General features: G+C 63.1%; 18 protein-coding genes and 1 tRNA gene. 8 read left to right on the top strand and 11 right to left on the bottom strand.

Annotated elements, in window-relative coordinates; all coding sequences use genetic code 11:
• Positions 1 to 36 precede the first annotated feature (36 nt).
• The gene (locus KFF05_05540) at positions 37 to 1,398 is read right to left on the bottom strand and encodes an acyclic terpene utilization AtuA family protein (GenBank protein UTW52826.1); all 1,362 of its coding nucleotides are present in this window, start codon (positions 1,396 to 1,398) and stop codon (positions 37 to 39) included.
• A gap of 170 nt (positions 1,399 to 1,568) precedes the next feature.
• Between KFF05_05540 and KFF05_05535 the strand changes: the two genes are divergently transcribed.
• Together KFF05_05535 and KFF05_05530 are read left to right on the top strand one after the other, a co-directional pair.
• Positions 1,569 to 1,934 carry a winged helix-turn-helix transcriptional regulator gene (locus KFF05_05535; protein UTW52825.1) on the top strand — a complete coding sequence of 122 codons (366 nt, stop codon included), beginning with the start codon at positions 1,569 to 1,571 and terminating at the stop codon, positions 1,932 to 1,934.
• Positions 1,931 to 2,425, top strand: a complete 495-nt coding sequence (locus KFF05_05530; GenBank protein ID UTW52824.1) for an SRPBCC family protein — start codon at positions 1,931 to 1,933, stop codon at positions 2,423 to 2,425. The genes KFF05_05535 and KFF05_05530 overlap by 4 nt, the downstream gene beginning before the upstream one ends.
• On the opposite strand, the gene KFF05_05525 is transcribed toward KFF05_05530, so the two are convergent.
• The 8 genes from KFF05_05525 to KFF05_05490 form a co-directional block, all read right to left on the bottom strand.
• Positions 2,422 to 2,892 carry a thermonuclease family protein gene (locus KFF05_05525; GenBank protein UTW52823.1) on the bottom strand — a complete coding sequence of 157 codons (471 nt, stop codon included), beginning with the start codon at positions 2,890 to 2,892 and terminating at the stop codon, positions 2,422 to 2,424. The genes KFF05_05530 and KFF05_05525 overlap by 4 nt on opposite strands.
• Positions 2,893 to 2,982: 90 nt before the next feature.
• Positions 2,983 to 3,849 (bottom strand): TauD/TfdA family dioxygenase, encoded by an 867-nt coding sequence (locus KFF05_05520; protein UTW52822.1) that lies wholly within the window; start codon positions 3,847 to 3,849, stop codon positions 2,983 to 2,985.
• A gap of 175 nt (positions 3,850 to 4,024) precedes the next feature.
• Positions 4,025 to 4,843, bottom strand: coding sequence for an IclR family transcriptional regulator (locus KFF05_05515; protein ID UTW52821.1), 819 nt, complete (start codon positions 4,841 to 4,843; stop codon positions 4,025 to 4,027).
• Between the two features lie 92 nt (positions 4,844 to 4,935).
• Positions 4,936 to 5,027: transfer RNA gene (locus KFF05_05510), tRNA-Ser, on the bottom strand.
• A gap of 168 nt (positions 5,028 to 5,195) precedes the next feature.
• Complete coding sequence (locus KFF05_05505; GenBank protein UTW52820.1) at positions 5,196 to 6,854, bottom strand: cache domain-containing protein; 1,659 nt, start codon at positions 6,852 to 6,854, stop codon at positions 5,196 to 5,198.
• A 271-nt stretch (positions 6,855 to 7,125) separates the two neighbouring features.
• Positions 7,126 to 7,677 (bottom strand): YbaK/EbsC family protein, encoded by a 552-nt coding sequence (locus tag KFF05_05500; protein UTW52819.1) that lies wholly within the window; start codon positions 7,675 to 7,677, stop codon positions 7,126 to 7,128.
• Between the two features lie 33 nt (positions 7,678 to 7,710).
• Entirely contained in the window at positions 7,711 to 8,343 is a 633-nt protein-coding gene (locus KFF05_05495) for a glutathione S-transferase N-terminal domain-containing protein (protein ID UTW52818.1), read from the bottom strand.
• Between the two features lie 95 nt (positions 8,344 to 8,438).
• Positions 8,439 to 8,855, bottom strand: coding sequence for a hypothetical protein (locus KFF05_05490; protein ID UTW52817.1), 417 nt, complete (start codon positions 8,853 to 8,855; stop codon positions 8,439 to 8,441).
• A 233-nt stretch (positions 8,856 to 9,088) separates the two neighbouring features.
• On the opposite strand from KFF05_05490, the gene KFF05_05485 reads away from it, so the two are divergent.
• Together KFF05_05485 and KFF05_05480 are read left to right on the top strand one after the other, a co-directional pair.
• A complete protein-coding gene (locus KFF05_05485) occupies positions 9,089 to 9,832 on the top strand; it encodes a sulfite exporter TauE/SafE family protein (protein UTW52816.1) in 744 nt (247 codons plus the stop codon).
• Positions 9,833 to 9,999: 167 nt separating this feature from the next.
• A complete protein-coding gene (locus KFF05_05480) occupies positions 10,000 to 10,818 on the top strand; it encodes a VacJ family lipoprotein (GenBank protein ID UTW52815.1) in 819 nt (272 codons plus the stop codon).
• 14 nt (positions 10,819 to 10,832) lie between these two features.
• Here KFF05_05480 and KFF05_05475 read toward each other — a convergent pair whose 3' ends face one another.
• Positions 10,833 to 11,552 carry an SDR family oxidoreductase gene (locus tag KFF05_05475; GenBank protein UTW52814.1) on the bottom strand — a complete coding sequence of 240 codons (720 nt, stop codon included), beginning with the start codon at positions 11,550 to 11,552 and terminating at the stop codon, positions 10,833 to 10,835.
• Between the two features lie 135 nt (positions 11,553 to 11,687).
• Here KFF05_05475 and KFF05_05470 point away from each other — a divergent pair, with 135 nt between their 5' ends.
• The 4 genes from KFF05_05470 (at position 11,688) to KFF05_05455 (ending at position 16,477) form a co-directional block, all read left to right on the top strand.
• The gene (locus KFF05_05470) at positions 11,688 to 12,512 is read left to right on the top strand and encodes an IclR family transcriptional regulator (GenBank protein UTW52813.1); all 825 of its coding nucleotides are present in this window, start codon (positions 11,688 to 11,690) and stop codon (positions 12,510 to 12,512) included.
• Positions 12,513 to 12,554: 42 nt separating this feature from the next.
• On the top strand, positions 12,555 to 13,535 hold the full coding sequence (locus tag KFF05_05465; GenBank protein UTW52812.1) for a TAXI family TRAP transporter solute-binding subunit: 981 nt from the start codon (positions 12,555 to 12,557) through the stop codon (positions 13,533 to 13,535).
• A gap of 94 nt (positions 13,536 to 13,629) precedes the next feature.
• Entirely contained in the window at positions 13,630 to 15,582 is a 1,953-nt protein-coding gene (locus KFF05_05460) for a TRAP transporter fused permease subunit (protein UTW52811.1), read from the top strand.
• 16 nt (positions 15,583 to 15,598) lie between these two features.
• Positions 15,599 to 16,477 carry a TauD/TfdA family dioxygenase gene (locus tag KFF05_05455; protein ID UTW52810.1) on the top strand — a complete coding sequence of 293 codons (879 nt, stop codon included), beginning with the start codon at positions 15,599 to 15,601 and terminating at the stop codon, positions 16,475 to 16,477.
• A 4-nt stretch (positions 16,478 to 16,481) separates the two neighbouring features.
• Here KFF05_05455 and KFF05_05450 read toward each other — a convergent pair whose 3' ends face one another.
• Positions 16,482 to 17,516, bottom strand: a complete 1,035-nt coding sequence (locus KFF05_05450; GenBank protein UTW52809.1) for an Ldh family oxidoreductase — start codon at positions 17,514 to 17,516, stop codon at positions 16,482 to 16,484.

Below are 17,516 nucleotides of genomic sequence, written 5' to 3'. Positions count from 1 at the left end.
TCGCGGGCCTGAATTCGGCCCGCTCAGGATTTGCGATTAGACCTCCAGCCATTCCATGCGGACCGGCTCCATGGGATCGCATTCCATGACGTGCCAGACGTTGAATTCGTAGACCGGCCCGACGTGCATGTCCGACGGCGAGAACGGGATCGCCAGGTTGCCGGAAATGCACATGCGCCCGGGAAAGTCCGTGTGCAGGAAGGCATAGCGCGACTTGGCGAGGACGGCGCGGCTGATGTCCTCGGTCTTGCCCAACACGTCGAGCAGCAGGCCGATCTCGTGAATCGGCTGATCGGCCTCAGGCTCCAACGATCCCATCACCGCGTTCTTGCCGTACAGATGGACGGACAAGGTGTAGTCCTCGGCATTGATGCCGAGCGTACCGACATCGCGCGCGATGCGCCCGCGGCAGGCCTCGACGAAGTCGTCGATGATGTCGATCAGGATGGGGTCCCGGATGCCGGCGATGAACACGGTGCGATAACCGAGCGGGCGGGCCCCCTCCAGCTTCACCGTGTACTTTTCCGAGGGCTCATAGCGGCTGCCCGAAACTTTGACCGTACGATCATCCAACTGCTCGAATGTGCAGCGGTCGGTGACCAGGGTGCCGTCCGGCTCCTTCAAGCGGTAGGGCTCCGGGTTCTCATACAAGGTATGGGCCGAGACTCGCGTCACCGTGGCGCGGCGGATCGGCGAGCCCGGCTCGACCGTGAAATGGTCGTCATAGATGGTGCCGATGACGCAGTCCTGACCTTCGCGCGGCTCCACCACCTGGGCGCCGCATTCGATGATCTTAGCCAGATGCCAGGCCAGGCCCGGGTCGGCGCCCTTCATCAGGGGCAAGGCCGCGAACAGGGCGGCGTCCGTGCCGCGCCCGGCGATCACCACGTCGGCGCCGTCAGCCAGGGCCTGCTGATAGGCTTCCGGGCCCATCATGGCGACGATGCGGGATGATTGATCGACGTCGTCCTCGGTCAGGTCGGCGATGGGGCCCAGCGGCGTGACCTTGCCGGCCCGGACCTTGGCCTTGATCGCATCCTTGGTCTGTTCCGTGCGGATCACCCGGACCTTGGGCTTCAGGCCCTTTTCGGCGCAGATTTCCTTGAGGATTTCCAGCGTCCAGTCGACCTGGGCGTCGCTGCCGCTGCCGCCGGCGGAGCCGATCATCACCGGAATGCCATGTTCCATCCCGGCGCCGACCATCAGGCCCAGGTCCCGCTTGGCCGCCGCACGCGATACGAAGGCCGTGCCCGAACCCAGGTAATGAGGCCCGGGATCGGATGATCCGGCGTCACAGGCAATAAGGTCGGGCTTCATGGCGATGCCCGTGTTGAAGGCTTCCTCGGTAAAGCCATAACCGAGGATGCCCGTAGTAGCCATCAGTCTGATGGGAGACATGTCCCCTCCCGTCCGGGTTCGTGCCCGGACTTGTTGAAAGCGCCCCGCCTTCTTGAAACCATCCTGCGGGATTTTTTCGCCGCCGCCAAGGCCCACCGTTACTGCGCAGCCTTGACCGGCAATAAACATCATTATATAACTCAGAAGTTCTATAACTATGTGGTTATATTATGATCTCCACTGACCGTCTCGACGCGACCTTCGCCGCCCTGGCCGATCCGACCCGGCGCGCCATTCTCCAACGTCTGGCTTTGGGCGAGGCCTCGGTCGCCGAACTGGCCGACCCGTTCGACATGAGCCAACCGGCCGTGTCCAAGCACCTGCGCGTGTTGGAGACCGCGGGTTTGATCTCGCGCCACCGCGATGCCCAGCGCCGGCCCTGCCGGCTGGAGGCAGCCCCCCTGGCCGAAGCCGTCGACTGGCTGGAAGCCTATCGCGAATTCTGGGAAGCCCGCTTCCAGCGCCTGGATGCATTGCTCGCCGACCTGCAGGCCCCCGCAGATAACGAAAATACGCCGAAGGATGATACCCAATGAACCCGCGCATTCCCCTCACCGCCACCCTGCCCTCCGACCGCGAATTGCGGGTCAGCCGCGAATTCGATGCCCCACGTAGCCTGGTATTCAAGGCCTATACGGATCCGGCCCTCGTCCAACGCTGGCTGTGGGGCCCCGACGACTGGCCCATGGCGGAATGCGAAATCGACTGCCGAGTAGGCGGCGCCTATCGCTATGTCTGGCGCAACCCGCAGCTGGGCGACATGGGCATGGGCGGCAGGTTTCTTGAAATCGTCCCGCCGGAACGTCTGGTCGTCACCGAACTGTTCGACCAGGACTGGACCGAGGGCGAAACCGTCTGCACCACGACCTTCGAGGATCTGGACGGCGGCACCCGCACGCGGATCACCACCACGGTGCTGTATTCGTCCCAGAACGCCCGCGACAACGCTATGAAGACGCCCATGCTGGAAGGTTGGGGGGTCTGCTTTGACCGCCTGGACGATCTGTTTCCGGCAATCGCGGTCTAACGCTTTCCCTGGCGCCAGTCCCAGGGGGCGACGAAGCCGCCTGCCCATAACCCCGCACGTTCGGCCCGGGCCGCATCCTCCGCCGCCATATAGGCCGGGATGCGATAGGCCCGGTCATAGAGCGCCCAACCCTGGCGGATCATCTTCTCACCCACGTCGTAACGACCACCCAGGAAACAGGTCATGGTATGGCGCCCGTCGCGCCCGGTGCCGTTGTCGCGGCACTGCACCCATTGATAGGCGGTCATGAAGCCGAGCGCATTGGCCGCCTGGAAGCCGCAAGGATAGCGCTCACCATCCTTGTCGCAGGTCTGATCGCTTTCCGGCGCGTCGATGCCGTGCAGGTTGAAGGTGACCCCGGCGATGGACAGGCTGTCGCCGTCAATCACGGCCGGCTGGCCTTCCATGTCGGCCAGGGCCGGCCCGGTGCTCAGAATAAAAATCGCGATGAAGACGAAGGCCCGCATAGCCGACGGATGCTCCTATGCCGGCGGCGGGGCCGCCCGGCTGTTCCGTCGTTTATACCGCCCCCCACAGACAGAGGAAAGACCGCTTCCTTATACCGGGCGGTCGCCCTCGAGCGTGACACGCTGCATGGTGCGCCCGACGCCGGAAAAGTCGTTGATCGCATAATGCATGGTGCAGCGATTGTCCCACATGGCGACCGAGCCGTTCTTCCAGCGGAATCGGCAGGTGACTTCCGGCCCCGTCGCGTGGGCGACCAGGGTGTCGAACAGGGGCTTGGATTCCTCGGGCGTCATTCCTTCGAAGCGTGAAAAATGGATCGGGCTCAGATACAGGCCCTTACGTCCCGTTTCCGGATGGGTGCGGACCACCGGATGGGCGACTTCCTTCACCGCCGCCGGCTGCACGCTCATCGCCTTGGACACACCGGTCTTGAAGCGTTCGGCGTCCTTTCCATAGGTATTCGCGTTGGTATAGACCGCCTTCACATTCACCAGCATCGCCTTCATGCCGTCGGTCAGAGAGTCATAGGCCGCATACTGGCTGGCGAACATGGTATCGCCGCCGGCCTCAGGCACGTCGACGCCGTACAGAATCGTGCCGAGCGCCGGGGTTTCCGTATAGGCAAGATCCGTATGCCAGCCGCTGCCGAAGTGATGCTTGTCCGTCGGCTCCTTGACGATGCGGAACACCTCCGGATAGCCGTCCATGGGCTTCACATAAGGATGGCGGTTCAACACCCCGAAGCGCCGCCCGAACGCCGCCTGGGCATCCGGCGTGAAATCCTGTCCGTGGAAGAATACGACGCTATAGCGCAGCAGAGCTTCGCGAATCTCGGCCACGGTCTCGTCATCAAGGTTGTTCAGATCGACGCCGGAAATTTCGGCGCCGAACACACCCGTGAACGGGACCACGGTGATACGGCGGAAAGGATCATTCCTCAGTTCAGCGGCTTGCATGTCTTGTCTCCAAAGGTCGGGGTATCGACAGCCTCAAGCTACCATTCCACGACAAATACGAAAAGATTTTTCTATATTGCGGAACAAATCAAATGCTGAACAACCCCTAAAATCGGCGATTAAAAGGACCATTACGCCGTAAAGTCGAATATTGTTCCGCAATACGGAACAGCGTCTATTCCCCGTCGACCGGCCGGTAATTCAGCGCCCGGGAAATCTCGGCCGCCGTCCGCGCCACCTGGGTCGAACAGCGTGCGATCAGGGCCGCATCCATGCGGAACGCCGGCACGCCAAGCCCCAGCGCCGCGACAACCCGCCCCGTGTGATCGCGGATGGGGGCGGCGATGCCGCCCATCTCCGGGTTGTTCTCGCTCTTGGTGACGGCGATCCCCTCGCCCGCCGCCTGGTCGATGAGGCGGCGCAGCTGCGCCGGGTCGGTCACCGTGTCGGGGGTCAGCTTGGCCATGGGACCGGCCAGCACGCTGTCGCGCAGCACCGCGTCATGGGCCAGCAATATGCGCCCCGTGGACGTGCACCAGGATGGCGTGACCCGCCCGACCTGTGTCTGCACGCGGATTGAACGCGGACTTTCCACCTTGGACAGATAGACCACGCCGCCGCCGGGCTCCAGCACCGCCAGATGGATCGTCTCGTCCGTGGCCCGGCACAGGTCTTCCAGGAACGGAAAGGCGACCTGGACCAAGTCGACCTCGGCCAGCGCCAGGCTGCCGATCCGCCACAGCTTGAGCGTCAGGCAGTAGAGCCCCTGCTCGTTCTGCTCCAGCACCCCGGCATGAACCAGGGTTGACAGCACCCGATGCAGAGAACTTTTCGGCTGTCCCGTTTCGCGCGCCAGTTCGGTGACGCCGAGGGGCCGCCATTTGCGCTCGAACACCTCAAGCACCTCGAACGCCTTCAAGACCGATCCCATGACCCCCGCTGGACGGCGGGTGGCGGGCGGCTTGGGGCTTTTTCCCGTCGGCGTGGTCGCCATGGCGTGCGTTCACCGTTCCCAAATGATCCGGGGCCAGATTAGCACCCCCGGCACAAAAAAGGCCCCCGTCGAAGGGGACCCTTTTTATAAATTGGCGGACAGGGAGGGATTCGAACCCTCGAGGCCCTTATGGGGGCCTAACTCCTTAGCAGGGAGCCCGCTTCAGCCACTCGCGCACCTGTCCCCAAGGCCGCATGGCACCGGAAACGAGACATCCGGACACCTGCGGAACCGCAGTCATAACGAAGCCGCCGCCCGCTTTCAACAAGCCTGTTCGGAATTCTGCCGATTGCCGAAACCGCCCCACGACGGCGGCGGCGCCGTCGTGGGGGTTCGGTCACCATATTGGGCGTCAGGCGCGCACGCCTGCCAGGAAGCGGTCGACCTGGGACTGCAGCGTCGCCGCCAGTTCTGAAAGCCCGTTGGCCGCGGTCTTGACCTGATCCGCCGACCGGCCGGTTTCTTCCGAGGACTGGCGCACGTTGGCGATGTTCTCCGTCACCTGGTCCGTTCCGGCAGAGGCTTCGTGCACGCTGCGCGAGATTTCCTGGGTCGCAACGCCCTGTTCCTCGATGGCGGCGGCAATGGTCGCCGAGATCGTATTGATCTCGTCAATAGTGGCGCCGATATTGCCGATCGCCCCCACGGACGAATTGGTCGCCTGCTGGATGCCCGCAATCTGCTGCGAGATTTCCTCGGTCGCCTTGGCCGTCTGGCTGGCCAAGTTCTTGACCTCGCTGGCGACCACGGCGAAGCCCTTGCCGGCGTCGCCGGCGCGGGCCGCCTCGATGGTCGCGTTGAGGGCCAGAAGGTTGGTCTGTTCGGCGATGTCGGTGATCAAGGTCACGACCTGACCAACCTTGCCGACCGCGTCGGCCAGCCCGCTGACCTTTTCGTTGGCCATCTGGGATTCGCCGACCGCCTGATTGGCGACCTCGGACGCCTTCTGAACCTGGCGGGCGATTTCCTCGATGGAGGACGACAGTTCCTCCGTCGCCGAGGCAACCGAGGCCGTGTTGCGGCTGGCCTGTTCGGCCGCCGCCGCGACACCGATCGCCTGTTCCGTCGCCTGGTTGGCGGCAGTGCTCATCAGGGTCGCGGTGGTGTCCATTTCGCCGGCCGAATTGCCGACCGCCTTGACGATCTCGCCGACCGAGGCGTCGAATTCCTCGGCCAGTTTCAGGGTCGCCCGGCGGCGGTCCTCCTCAGCCTTCTTCTCAAGCTGAACCTTCTCTTCCTCAAGCTTCCTGTTGCGTTCAAGCTCCGTGCGGAAAATCTTCACCGAGCCGATCATCTCGTCGACTTCGCGGACGAAGCTGGAGATGTCCAACGCGACATCCAGCTTGCCATCGGCCAGTTCGCTCATGCGTGACGACAGGGTCCGCAAAGCCTTGGACACGCTGCGGCCGACGAGCGAGCCGAACGCAACGATCACCGTGATGATCGCCAGGCCGATCCCGCCAAGCTGTAGAAAACGCTTTTGATAGGCGTCGTTGATGTCGTCGAAATAGGCGCCGGTGCCGATGTACATGTTCATCTCGGGCACGGGATGGATGTAGGACACCTTGTCGAAGGTATCGCCCTGGAAGCCCGGTTTCGGCCCCTTGTAGCGGCTGAACCCGCCGCCGTTCTTGGCAAGCTCGTTGAATACTTCGCGGCGCGGCAGCTTTTTGCATTTGCCCATCTTCGTCGGATCGACGTGGGCCAGAGTGCAGAAATCGTAGGTGATGGCGAAGATGTAGTTGTCGCCGTCAAAACGGACGCTCCGGATCACGCTCAAGATGCGTTCCCGGGTGGCTTCCGGTGTTTGTTCGTTACTTTTCTGTTTGGCCAGTTCGTGCCGGACAATGGTGTTAACGCCCAGAATGATCTGTTTAACCTTGTCCTGCCGATCGTTCAGCATGGTGTCGCGCATGGTCGTGGCGCTGATACCCGACAGGGTCGCGACCCCGATCAGGGCGATCAGGGCAAGCAGAAGAAATACATGGAACAGGGAAAGCTTGAATTTCATGACATCACCGTGGTCTCGATAGTCCGCAGACATCATGAGCTGCCAGCCGGAAACAGCCGCATCGTCTCGGATCGTTGTTTTTGAACCGTCCAGGGTCTCCTCCCCCCCAATCCGGGCGAAGCCACGCAACGGGCCCGCTATGCGCGAGCGACGGAGAGATTAGGAGGAATCAGTGACGGCGGACACCTGTCCACAAGTATTGGTTTTTTAATTTAAATGATGGATTACTAATTATGCGCTTTGAGCATTAAATATTCGGCGCAGATAATATTTATTCAGCCTTCATGAATGTACGGCTGCGCTGGAAGCGCGGCATTTCGACCGCGTCGGGGTCGATGGCTTCCGCGATGTTATAAGACACGATCCCGCCGGTCAGGCGTTTCAGTTCATCGAAACTGACGGGAAACAGGCAATGGGGATGCCCGGCGGCGGCGAATAATTGGTCGAAACGGCGCAGGCTGGCGTCGATGGCGATCGGCATCTCATTGACCAGGCCCACGGGCGACACGCCCCCGATGGTGAAACCGGTGACATCCTTGACCCGCTGGGCCTGCGGCTTCGTGACCTTGCCTTCCAGGTTGAGAACCCGGGGCAATGCCGCCGAGTTGCAGGTATGGTCGCCGGCGATCAGCGCCAACACCGGCTGATCGCCGATGCGGAAGGTCAGCGACTTGACGATCTGGCCCAACTTGGCATCGACGGCGCGGGCCGCGTCCTCGGCGGTCTTGGCCGTTGCGGTCAGTTCAATCACCCGGTCACCCAGGCCCGCGGCCTTGAGCGCCGTGACGACCCGTTGCACCGATTTCTTGGTCTTGAACGCCATGGCCGCCCGCTCCCGTCTATAGCCGAAGGCGCGTCAGTTCGCGAACGGCACCGCCATGCCCTTCTGAACTGCCTCGCGCGCCGAGATTGTATCAAACCAGCGCTTCACGTTGGGGAATTCGTTGAGGTCGACCTGATGGCGCTCGTGGCGCGACACCCAGGGATACACCGCGATGTCGGCGATGGAATAGAAATCGCCGGCAAGGTATTCGGTTTCGTTCAGGCGGCGGTCGTTCATCACCATGTACAGGCGTTTGGTCTCGTCGTGGTAACGCTTCTGGCCGTAGGGCACGACTTCCGAGGGGTTGAACAGGAAGTGGTGGGCCTGACCGAACATCGGCCCGACACCGCCCATCTGCCACATCAGCCATTCGAAGGTGGCGACACGCTCGCGGCCCGCGCGCGGCAACAATTCACTGCCGGTCTTTTCCGCCAGATAGACCAGGATGGCCCCTGTCTCGAACACCGAGATCGGCTTGCCGTCGGGACCGTCGGGGTCGACGATCGCCGGAATGCGGTTGTTCGGTGAAATCTTCAGGAATTCAGGGGCGTGCTGTTCGCCCTTGGAGATGTTGACCTGGTGGGTGGTGTATTCCAAGCCGACTTCTTCCAGCATGATGGACGCCTTGCGCCCGTTGGGCGTGGCCCAAGTATATAGGTCGATCATCGGGGGTCCTCCTCCGTCATCGGTATTTGATCATTGCGCGCCAGCATAAGCGAACGCCGGGCACGGGCAAGGCTTTGCTTATCGTGCCGGGCCCCTCAATTCGGGGATGGCGGCAGGGTGCCGCTGTTCTCTTCGGTTACGGGCGACCATTCCTCGACGAAGGCCTCGATCGCCGCGATCGCCGGCTTGGCCGGGTCGCCGATCTTACCCGCGCGCATGTAAATAATGGCCAGGGTCAGGGACGTCAGGGCGCGTTGGTCGTGGCGTTTGCGGGCTTCGTTGTGCATGCGGCTCAGGTTGTCGAGGCCCCGCTTGAAACCATAGGTCTCATCCTTTCGGATGAAGGTCTCAATCGTGTAGTCGATGTCCTTACGCAGGTCGGTGGCGACATCCTTGGCGATGGGGCCGTAATGCTCCTCGTTCAGGGCGTGCACGATATAGGTCACGTCGCGGTTAAGACGCTTGGCCTCAGCCTCGGGGCCGTAAAACATATTCCAGAGTCGCTTGATCACGGACGGGCGTTCACTTTTCAATATCAAAAGGTTTGCAATGGCAGACGCCGGGACAATACTCCCGACCGGCCCCGCAAAACAACCGGCAGCCGCATTCTCGGCCCACGGCTTCACCGCGGGACGCTTCGGTGTCCGTCGAAACGTTTTCAACCGGACGCCTCGGGATATTATGCTATCAGTGCCGTCCCGCAGATCATCCCGCCATCGCCACCCCCAGGATCCCGCACAGCGCCATGCCAGAACCCCAAATTCTCGCCCTTGTCGGTGTCATTTTCCTGATTGCGGGCGGCGTGAAGGGTGTCGTCGGCGTCGGCCTGCCGACCGTCGCCATGGGGTTGATGACCGCTGTCATCGGTCTGCACGAAGCGGTGCAACTGGTCGTCGTTCCGGCCCTGGTGACCAACATCTGGCAAGGGGCCGTGGGCGGCAATTTCACCGTCCTGATCCGCCGCTTGTGGCCGCTGCTGGCGGCGGCCTGCGTCGGCACATGGTTCGGCGCGTCTCTGCTGGTGATCGTCGACGCCCATCTGCTATCGGGCTCTTTGGGGATTTTGCTGGCGGTCTATTCGTTGTATTCCCTGATGACGCCGCAGATCCCGCCGCCCGGGCGCTGGGAAAAGCCGCTGGCCCCCATCATCGGCTTCCTGGCCGGCGTGGCGACCGGCAGCGTCGCCTCGTTCACCATGCCGGGTGCGCTCTATCTTCAGGCACTCGGCCTGACCCGTGATGAACTGGTCCAGGCCATGGGCATCGCCTTCACCATCGCAACGGCGGCCCAGGCCGTCAGCCTGACCGGTCACGGCATCATGACCACGGAATTGGGCCTGACCTCGGCCGCGGCTCTGGTCCCGGCGGCGGTCGGAATGGTCGGCGGGCAAATGATCCGCCGACGCATTCCCGCCGAGACCTTCCGCCGGGTGTTCTTTTTCGGGCTATTGCTGCTGGGGGCCTATCTGGCCCTGCGGGCCTTCGCCTGACGGCAGCGAATTACGGCGCCGCACCGCCTGAAAAACGCCATCGCGTTATCCACCCTTTTCTAACATTTAACTTTCCGGACCTAGAAAGACTGTGGCACAGTTGTATGCAAGAGGATCCGGGGACTTAGACGCTGGCGCGCGGGGGCGCGCCGTTTGGAGATCTGATCATGGATAAAACCCACCTTTCTGACGGCTTCACCCGCCTTTCCGCCGCTGCGGCCGTGGCATTTCTGGTTGGTATGAGCACGATCCATGCTGCGGAACCTGCCCAGGAGCAGGCCAATACCCCGCCCGCGGAAATCAAGATGCAGTTCCACGCGCCCGAGGCCGAGGCCAAGGACGACGATCCGTTGGAATCCATCAACCGCGTGACCTCGGAATTCAATTCCATCTTCCGTGGCCTGATCCTTGATCCCCTGATCTCGGGCTACAAGGCGGTAACGCCGGACGGCATGCAGGAAGCCATCGCCAACGCCGCCAGCAATCTGTCGGAACCGGTCACCGCCGTGTCCTCGTTCCTGCAGGGCGACACGGACAACGCCGGCAACGCGACCAAGCGCTTCCTGGTGAATTCGACCATCGGCGTCGGCGGCCTGGGCGACCCGGCCACGGACATGGGCCTGCAGTCGCGCCAGGAAGACCTGGGACAGGCTTTCGGTGCGGGCGGCATGGCGCCGGGCCCGCACATCGTCCTGCCGATCCTGGGCCCCAGCAACCTGCGCGACGCCACGGGCGACATCCTGACGTCGATCGCCAACCCTTTGCCGCTCGTCGGCAAGGCAGCCCAGGGCACCGTGAACTATTCAGAGAACCAGGACGCGATCAAGGCGGCGACCGCCAATTCGCTTGATCCCTATACGACGGAAAAGGCGCTGTACGAACAGCACCGCCAGTGGGAGGTTTCCAACGGCGCCATCAGCGCACCGGCGGATGGCCCGACCCTGGCCGACGAAAGCCCGTCGCTCGCCACCAAGCCCACGCAGTAACGCCCTCCGGTCGGTCAGACCGGGACGTGCCCGATGCTGCCACCACCGCAGACGTATAATGTCTGCCCGGTGATGTAGGACGCGGCCGGTGACAGGAGAAACGCGATCGGTCCCGCGATCTCTTCCGGTACGCCGACGCGGTTGAGCGGTATGGACGCGAGAACATCCGCGAGTTCCTTCGAGTCGTCGGGGTGATTCCCCTTGAACAGCTTGGTCGCGACGGGCCCGGGCGCGATGCAATTCACGGTGATGCCGTCATGGGCCAAATCCAGGGCCCAGCTTCGCGTCAGCCCGACCAATGCCGCCTTGGTCGCCACATACGGCGTGCGCACAGCCCGGCCGACGACCACGCGGCTGGCGATATTTACGATCCGGCCATTACCGTTCGCCGCACGTAGCCGAGGCAACATGATTTGCGTGATCTGCACCAAGGCGCGCAGGTTGACGTCGTAATGGGCGTCCATGTCCTCCAGGGTGACCGTGTCGATGGAACGGGCCTGGGATATACCGGCATTATTGACCAGGCCGGTGACGGCGTGACGCTCGGCGATTTCCGCACCGACGGCCGCCAGATTGGCGGAATCGGCAAAATCCACTTCGTAAAAGGTTCCGGGGAAGTCTTCCGGCGCAGTTCTCCCCGTGCCCACAACCTCATGCCCCTGATCGGCCAGCAGTTGCGCGGTGGCCAGGCCGATGCCCCTGTTCGCCCCGGTGACGACTGTCGTCGCGTTCATTGATGCTCTCCCAAAATCGTACCGCTTAGCGGTATAGCGTACCGCATATTGACACTGCAATTTGATATGAAGTTTAATCCGGGAATGCAAACAAGAGTTCGATAAACGGACTCACCTTGGGGATTGGAAACTTCTGTGAGCGATCGCTCGAACCCGAGCGCGGGCAAAGACCGCGCTTTCGTGAACGGATTGGCGCGGGGACTTAAGGTCCTGGCGTCGTTCTCGCCGGATCGTATCCGGATGAGCCTTGGCGACCTGGCCAAGGCCACGGGCCTGCCGAAATCGACGATCGCCCGCTTGGTCCATACCCTGGTCGAAACCGGCTACATCTACGTCTGCCCCGATTCCGGCCGCTACAGCCTGCACCCCAAGGTGTTGACGCTGGGCTATCCGGTCATGGCGTCCATGGACAAGCGCCTGGTCGCGCTGCCCATGATGCAGGAACTGGCCGACTATTCGCGCGGCACGGTGTCACTCGGCATCCGCGACGGGCTGTCCATGATCCTAATCGAACGCTCGCGCGACCGCACCGTGCGCGCCTTGCCGCTCGACATCGGCTCGCGCATTCCCATGGAGACGACCTCCATGGGCCAAGCCTATTTCGCGGCGGCCGACACGGCGGAACAGGCCGCCATCCTGGAACAGTTCAAGACCCACGATCCGTCCCGGTTCAAGGACGTGGAACGGACCTTACGCGCCGCCGAAAAGGAATACGCGGAGAAAGGCTACTGCACGGCCGTCGGTATCTGGGAAGACGATGTGAACGCGGTCGGCGTCGCCGTCACGCTGTCGAACGACGTTCTGGCGGCCTTCAACTGCGGCGGCCCGGCGTCGCGCATCACCGAGGATTCCCTGCCGGACCTGGGGGTCCGGCTGACCGATCTGGCACGGCATTTCCAAACCGCCGACTGGGTCGGACAACTGCCGCCCCGGCCTTATCGCGGCGTACAGACCCCATAAATCCATCTCAACCACAAAACCACCACCAGGAGGAAACGACACATGCAAGACTATGGACGACGCGATTTCATCAAGATGGGCACCGGCCTGGCGCTAAGTTCAGCCCTGGTCCTGCCGGCTGCACTGGCCCGCAAGGCCCATGCGGCGGCGGCGGCCCCCGAATACCTGACCATGGTCGGCGGCGGTCAGGGCGGCGCCTGGTATCTGGGGGCTGCCGCCATCGCCGAGCTGAGCAAAAAGGTCTGGCCCGGCGCCGCGACCACCGTCACCCCGGGCGGCGGTATTTCCAACTTGAAAGGCGTCGGCGCCAAGAAGATCGAAGTCGGCTTCGCCTTCGCCATGGACGTCACCGCCGCCTACAAGGGCATGCTCAAGTTCGAAGGCAAGCCGGTTCAGAACCTGCGCGCCCTGATGTCGACCAACGGCGCCTACCTGTCGACGGTCGCCAAGCCGGACATCAAAAGCTACGCCGACCTGGCCGGCAAAAGCTCCGCCCCCGGCCGCGCCGGCATGACCGGCCTCGCCAGTTTCGAACGCATCATCGCCGAGATGGGCGTCGCCAAGGACGTGAAAATCGTCAACACCGGTTACGGCGAAATGTCCGCCCTGTTCCAGGACAACGTGGTGCAGTCCGCCACCGTCATCGGCTCCATCCCCCATCCGGTGGTCGATGAAATCCTGTCCGTGTCCGAAGGCCACCTGCTGCCCGTCGACGACGCCGTCGCCGACGCCCTGGGCAAGGCCTTCAACTATGAAAAGGTCACCATCCCGGCCGGCACCTTCAAGGGCCAGGACAAGGATGTCCCGACCATCGGTTCCGTCACCCAGGTGACGACCTATGCCGAAATGCCCGATGAATGGGCCTACAACATCGTCAAGACGACCTGGGAAAACCGCAAGCGGATGGTCCAGGCGCACAAGGCCTATGGCGAATTCGGTGAAGAGATCGCCGTCAAGGGCGTGCGCATCCCGTTCCATCCGGGTGCCGCCCAGTATTGGAAGGAAATCGGCCTGCTGAAGTAAGCAGCCGTCCGATCCTTATCTGTCAACCTGCACCCGCCTCCGCCCCGACCCGTCATGACGGGCGGCGGCGGGCGTAAGGAAAATGCGAAAACCGATGCAAGATCAAACAATCAAGACAAACGCTCCGGTCAACGAATTCGCCGCCGCGCGCCAGTTTTTCGCCGGCGCGGGCCGCAAGTGGTGGCAGGTTCTCGCGATCCTGACCGTGGCCATCGGCACCTTTGCCAGCCTGTACCATTTGTACGTTCCCATTGTCGGAGCCTATGACACCTTTGTCCTGCGCCCGCTGCACCTGCTGCTGATCAGCCTTGTCGGCCTGCTTTCCTTCAGCATTCGCGGCGGCAAGCGGGATTTCTCCAGGCCTGATTGGACCTGGGCGATTGATTTCGTGCTGGGCGTCGCCCTGACACTGTCCCTGGTCCATATCCTCATGGACCCGACCGGGCTGGAAGAACGCTTCGCCTATTCGGAAGCGACGACGTTGGACACCGTTGCCGCCGTCGCGCTGGTCGCGCTGGTGGTTGAACTGGCCCGGCGCTGCATTGGTCTGCCGATCGCCATTCTGATCGTCATCATCCTGGCCTACGGTATCTGGGGCGGTGACAGCTTTTCCATTTTCCGCCATCGGCCGATCCCGACGCCCGAAGTGTTCCAGGGTCTGTACATGACCACCTTCGGCATCTTCGGCAGCCCCGTGGCCGCCATGGCGACCTACGTGTTCCTGTTCATCATCTTCGGCGCCTATATCGAAAAATGTAAAACCGGCATGCTGATCCAGCGGGTCGGTCTGAAGGCCACCGGGAAATCCCCCGGCGGACCGGCCAAGGTCGCCGTCGTCACCAGTGCGTCATTCGGCACCATTTCGGGCAGCGCCCTCGCCAACGTCATGGCGACGGGGGCGGTTACCATCCCGCTGATGAAACGCATCGGCTTCCGCAAGGAAGACGCCGGCGGCATCGAAGCCGCCGCGTCGTCGGGCGGACAATTGACCCCGCCGATCATGGGGGCCGTCGCCTTCGTGATGTCGGACATCACCGGCATTCCCTATGCCGACATCATCGTCGCCGCCGCCGTGCCTGCCTTGCTGTTCTATGTGTCCTTGTTCGTCGCCATCGACCTGACGGCGCGGCGCGACAACATGCAGGGCGTGCCCGAGGAAATGATGCCCAAGCGGGGCGAGATCATGCAGCTCGCCCATATGGTGCTGCCCATCGTCACCCTGGTCGTCGCCCTGGTCTCCGGGTACTCGCCCATGATGTCCGCCCTGGTCGGCATCGCCACGGCCATCGTGGTGTCCAGCCTGCGGGCGGAAACCCGCCTGTCCCTGCCGGAAATTCTGGGCTGCCTGCACACGGCGGCCAAGACGACCGTGGTCGCGACGATTGCCTGCGCCGCCGCCGGGATCGTCGTCGGCGTATTGAACATGACTGGCTTCGGGTTGCGCCTGTCGAGCGAGCTGATCAACATCACCAACGGCCAGATGTTCCTGGCCCTGATCTTCGTCATGCTGACCTGTGTCGTGCTCGGCATGGGCATGCCGACGGTTGCCGCCTATATCATCACGATTGCGATCGGCGGGCCGGTCTTGATCGAACTCGGCGTGCCCGTGCTGGCCGCCCATATGTTCATCCTGTACTTCGCGGTGCTGTCCCTGATCACGCCACCGGTCATGGTCGCGAGTTTCGGGGCGGCGGCCCTTGCCGAAGGATCGGTCACCGGGACGGGGCTGGCGGCTATTCGCTATGCCGCCCTGGCCTTCGTGATCCCCTTCGTCTTCGTGTTCAACCCGGACCTGCTGATCATCGGCAGTGATTTCGCCTGGTATGCGATCCTCCTGTCGATCCTGACCGCCACAGTCGGCGCAATCCTGTTCGGCGTCGCGATCAGCGGCTACCCGGCCCGCACCATGGTGGAAAGAGCCCTCTACCTGTTCGCCGCCTATTGCCTGGTCGTTCCCGATCACGGGTTGGACCTGATCGGCATCGCCATCGTCATTTGCCACTTGGGAACCCGTTGGATCATGTCCAGACGGACACAACCGGAATAACTCTAGGAGACCTAAAATGCTGAACCCCGTGCCCACGCTGTCGAAAGTCCCCGAAGGATATCGACACATCGGCGTCACGCCCATCTGTGGTGCGTTGGGCGCCGAGATTGACGGCGTCGACCTGTCGACGGACGTTTCGGACGACGTTCTGGCGGAAATCCGCAAGGCATTGAACGAATACCTCGTCATCTTCTTCCGCGATCAGGACCTGACCCCGGACCAGCAAAAGGCCTTTGGCCTGCGCTTCGGTAGCCTCAACATCCACCCGGTGTACGAACCCCTGCCCGGTCATCCGGAAATCCTTCAGGTGGTCAAGGAAGCCGACGCCCTGAACAACATCGGCGACACCTGGCATTCGGACGCAACCTTCCTGCCCGAGCCGCCCATGGGATCAATCCTCTACGCCCGCGAAGTCCCGCCGTTCGGCGGCGACACCCTGTTCGCCAACCTGTACCTGGCTTATGAGATGCTAACCGACGGCATGCGCCGCATGCTGTCATCCCTGAACGCCGTGCACAGCGACGCCTTCCTGACCCAGGTCAATTCGGAACGCAACGCGACGCGCTCGACCAAGCTGCGGGGCGGACAGATGGAAACCAAGGAGACGATCCATCCCGTGGTCCGCACCCATCCGGAAACCGGTCGCAAATGCCTTTACGTGAACGAGCCCTTCACGATCCGCTTCGACGGCATGAGCGCCGAGGAAAGCCGGCCGATCCTCGATTACCTGCTGGCTCATATCAAGCGCCCGGAATTCACCTGCCGGTTCCGCTGGCAGGTCGGTTCCATGGCGTTCTGGGACAACCGCTGCACCCATCACTACGCGCTCAACGATTACCACGGCCATCGCCGGGAAATGCACCGCGTGACGGTGAACGGCGACCGCCCTTACTGACGCGCTAACCCGTCAGTTCAACAATCTTGTCGTAAAGCGCCCCCGGGATGGCCACGCCGTCCCGGGGCGTTTTTTCGCGGTTGGCGTATCGCCGGTCACCCGGCAGGCGCACGGCGCCGGGGGCGGCCCCCGTTTCCAGCATCTGCTGAAACAACCCCTCGCCCTGCCCCAGCCAGTCGGCCCCGCCGGACGTACGCGCCGGATCAATGGCCAGGATGAATTCGCCGCCCCGGGTCGGCCCGCCGTCGCGGTTGTCGGCCTGCCCGGCCTGGAACGAAAACACTTCGCCGATCAGCGCCCCCGCCAGCAGTTCGACCATCATGGAAATGGCCGATCCCTTGTAGCCGCCGAAGGGCAACATCACACCGCCCTCCAAAATCGCCTTGGGGTCGCGGGTCGGCTGGCCCTCGGCGTCCAGGCCGACGCCGAGCGGCACGTCGTGGCCTTCACGGGCGGCGATCATCACCTCGCCCCGCGCCATTGACGTGGTCGCCATGTCAAACACCACAGGGGAGCCGTCCTTGCGCGGCCAAGCGAAGGCCACGGGATCGGTCCCGAACAGGGGCTTGGCACCACCCGCCGGGGCCGCGAACGGCAGGGTCGAGGTACAGGCGAAGGCGACCAGGCCGTCACGGGCCAGGGCTTCGACCTCGGGCCACAATGCCGCGAAATGATGCACGCCGACCAATGCCAGGGCCGCGACGCCTTGGGTCCTCGCCTTGGCGACCAGGGGCTTGCGCCCGACCTCCAACGCCAGGGGCGCGAAACCGCCCAGGGCGTCGACCCGCACCACGCCGGGGGCCGCGTCCTCGATGCGGGGCTGCGCCTTACCGTCGGCCTTGCCGCTTTGCAGGGACGCGACATAGCCCGGCAGCCGGAACAGGCCGTGGGATTCCGACCGGTCCCGTTCCGCCGCCGTCAGGTTGTCGGCGATGGCTTGGGCATTGGCATCGTCGCAGCCGTTGGCGATCAGGCAATTGAAGGCAAGATCATGGACATCGCCCAGGCTCAGCTGTTTCAAGGTCGCGGACTCGGTCAT

This window comes from bacterium SCSIO 12827, assembly GCA_024397995.1.
Taxonomy (GTDB): Bacteria; Pseudomonadota; Alphaproteobacteria; order Rhodospirillales; family Casp-alpha2; genus UBA1479.
Note: the sequence above shows the minus strand (reverse complement) of the source record. Positions and strands in the feature narration are given on the sequence as shown.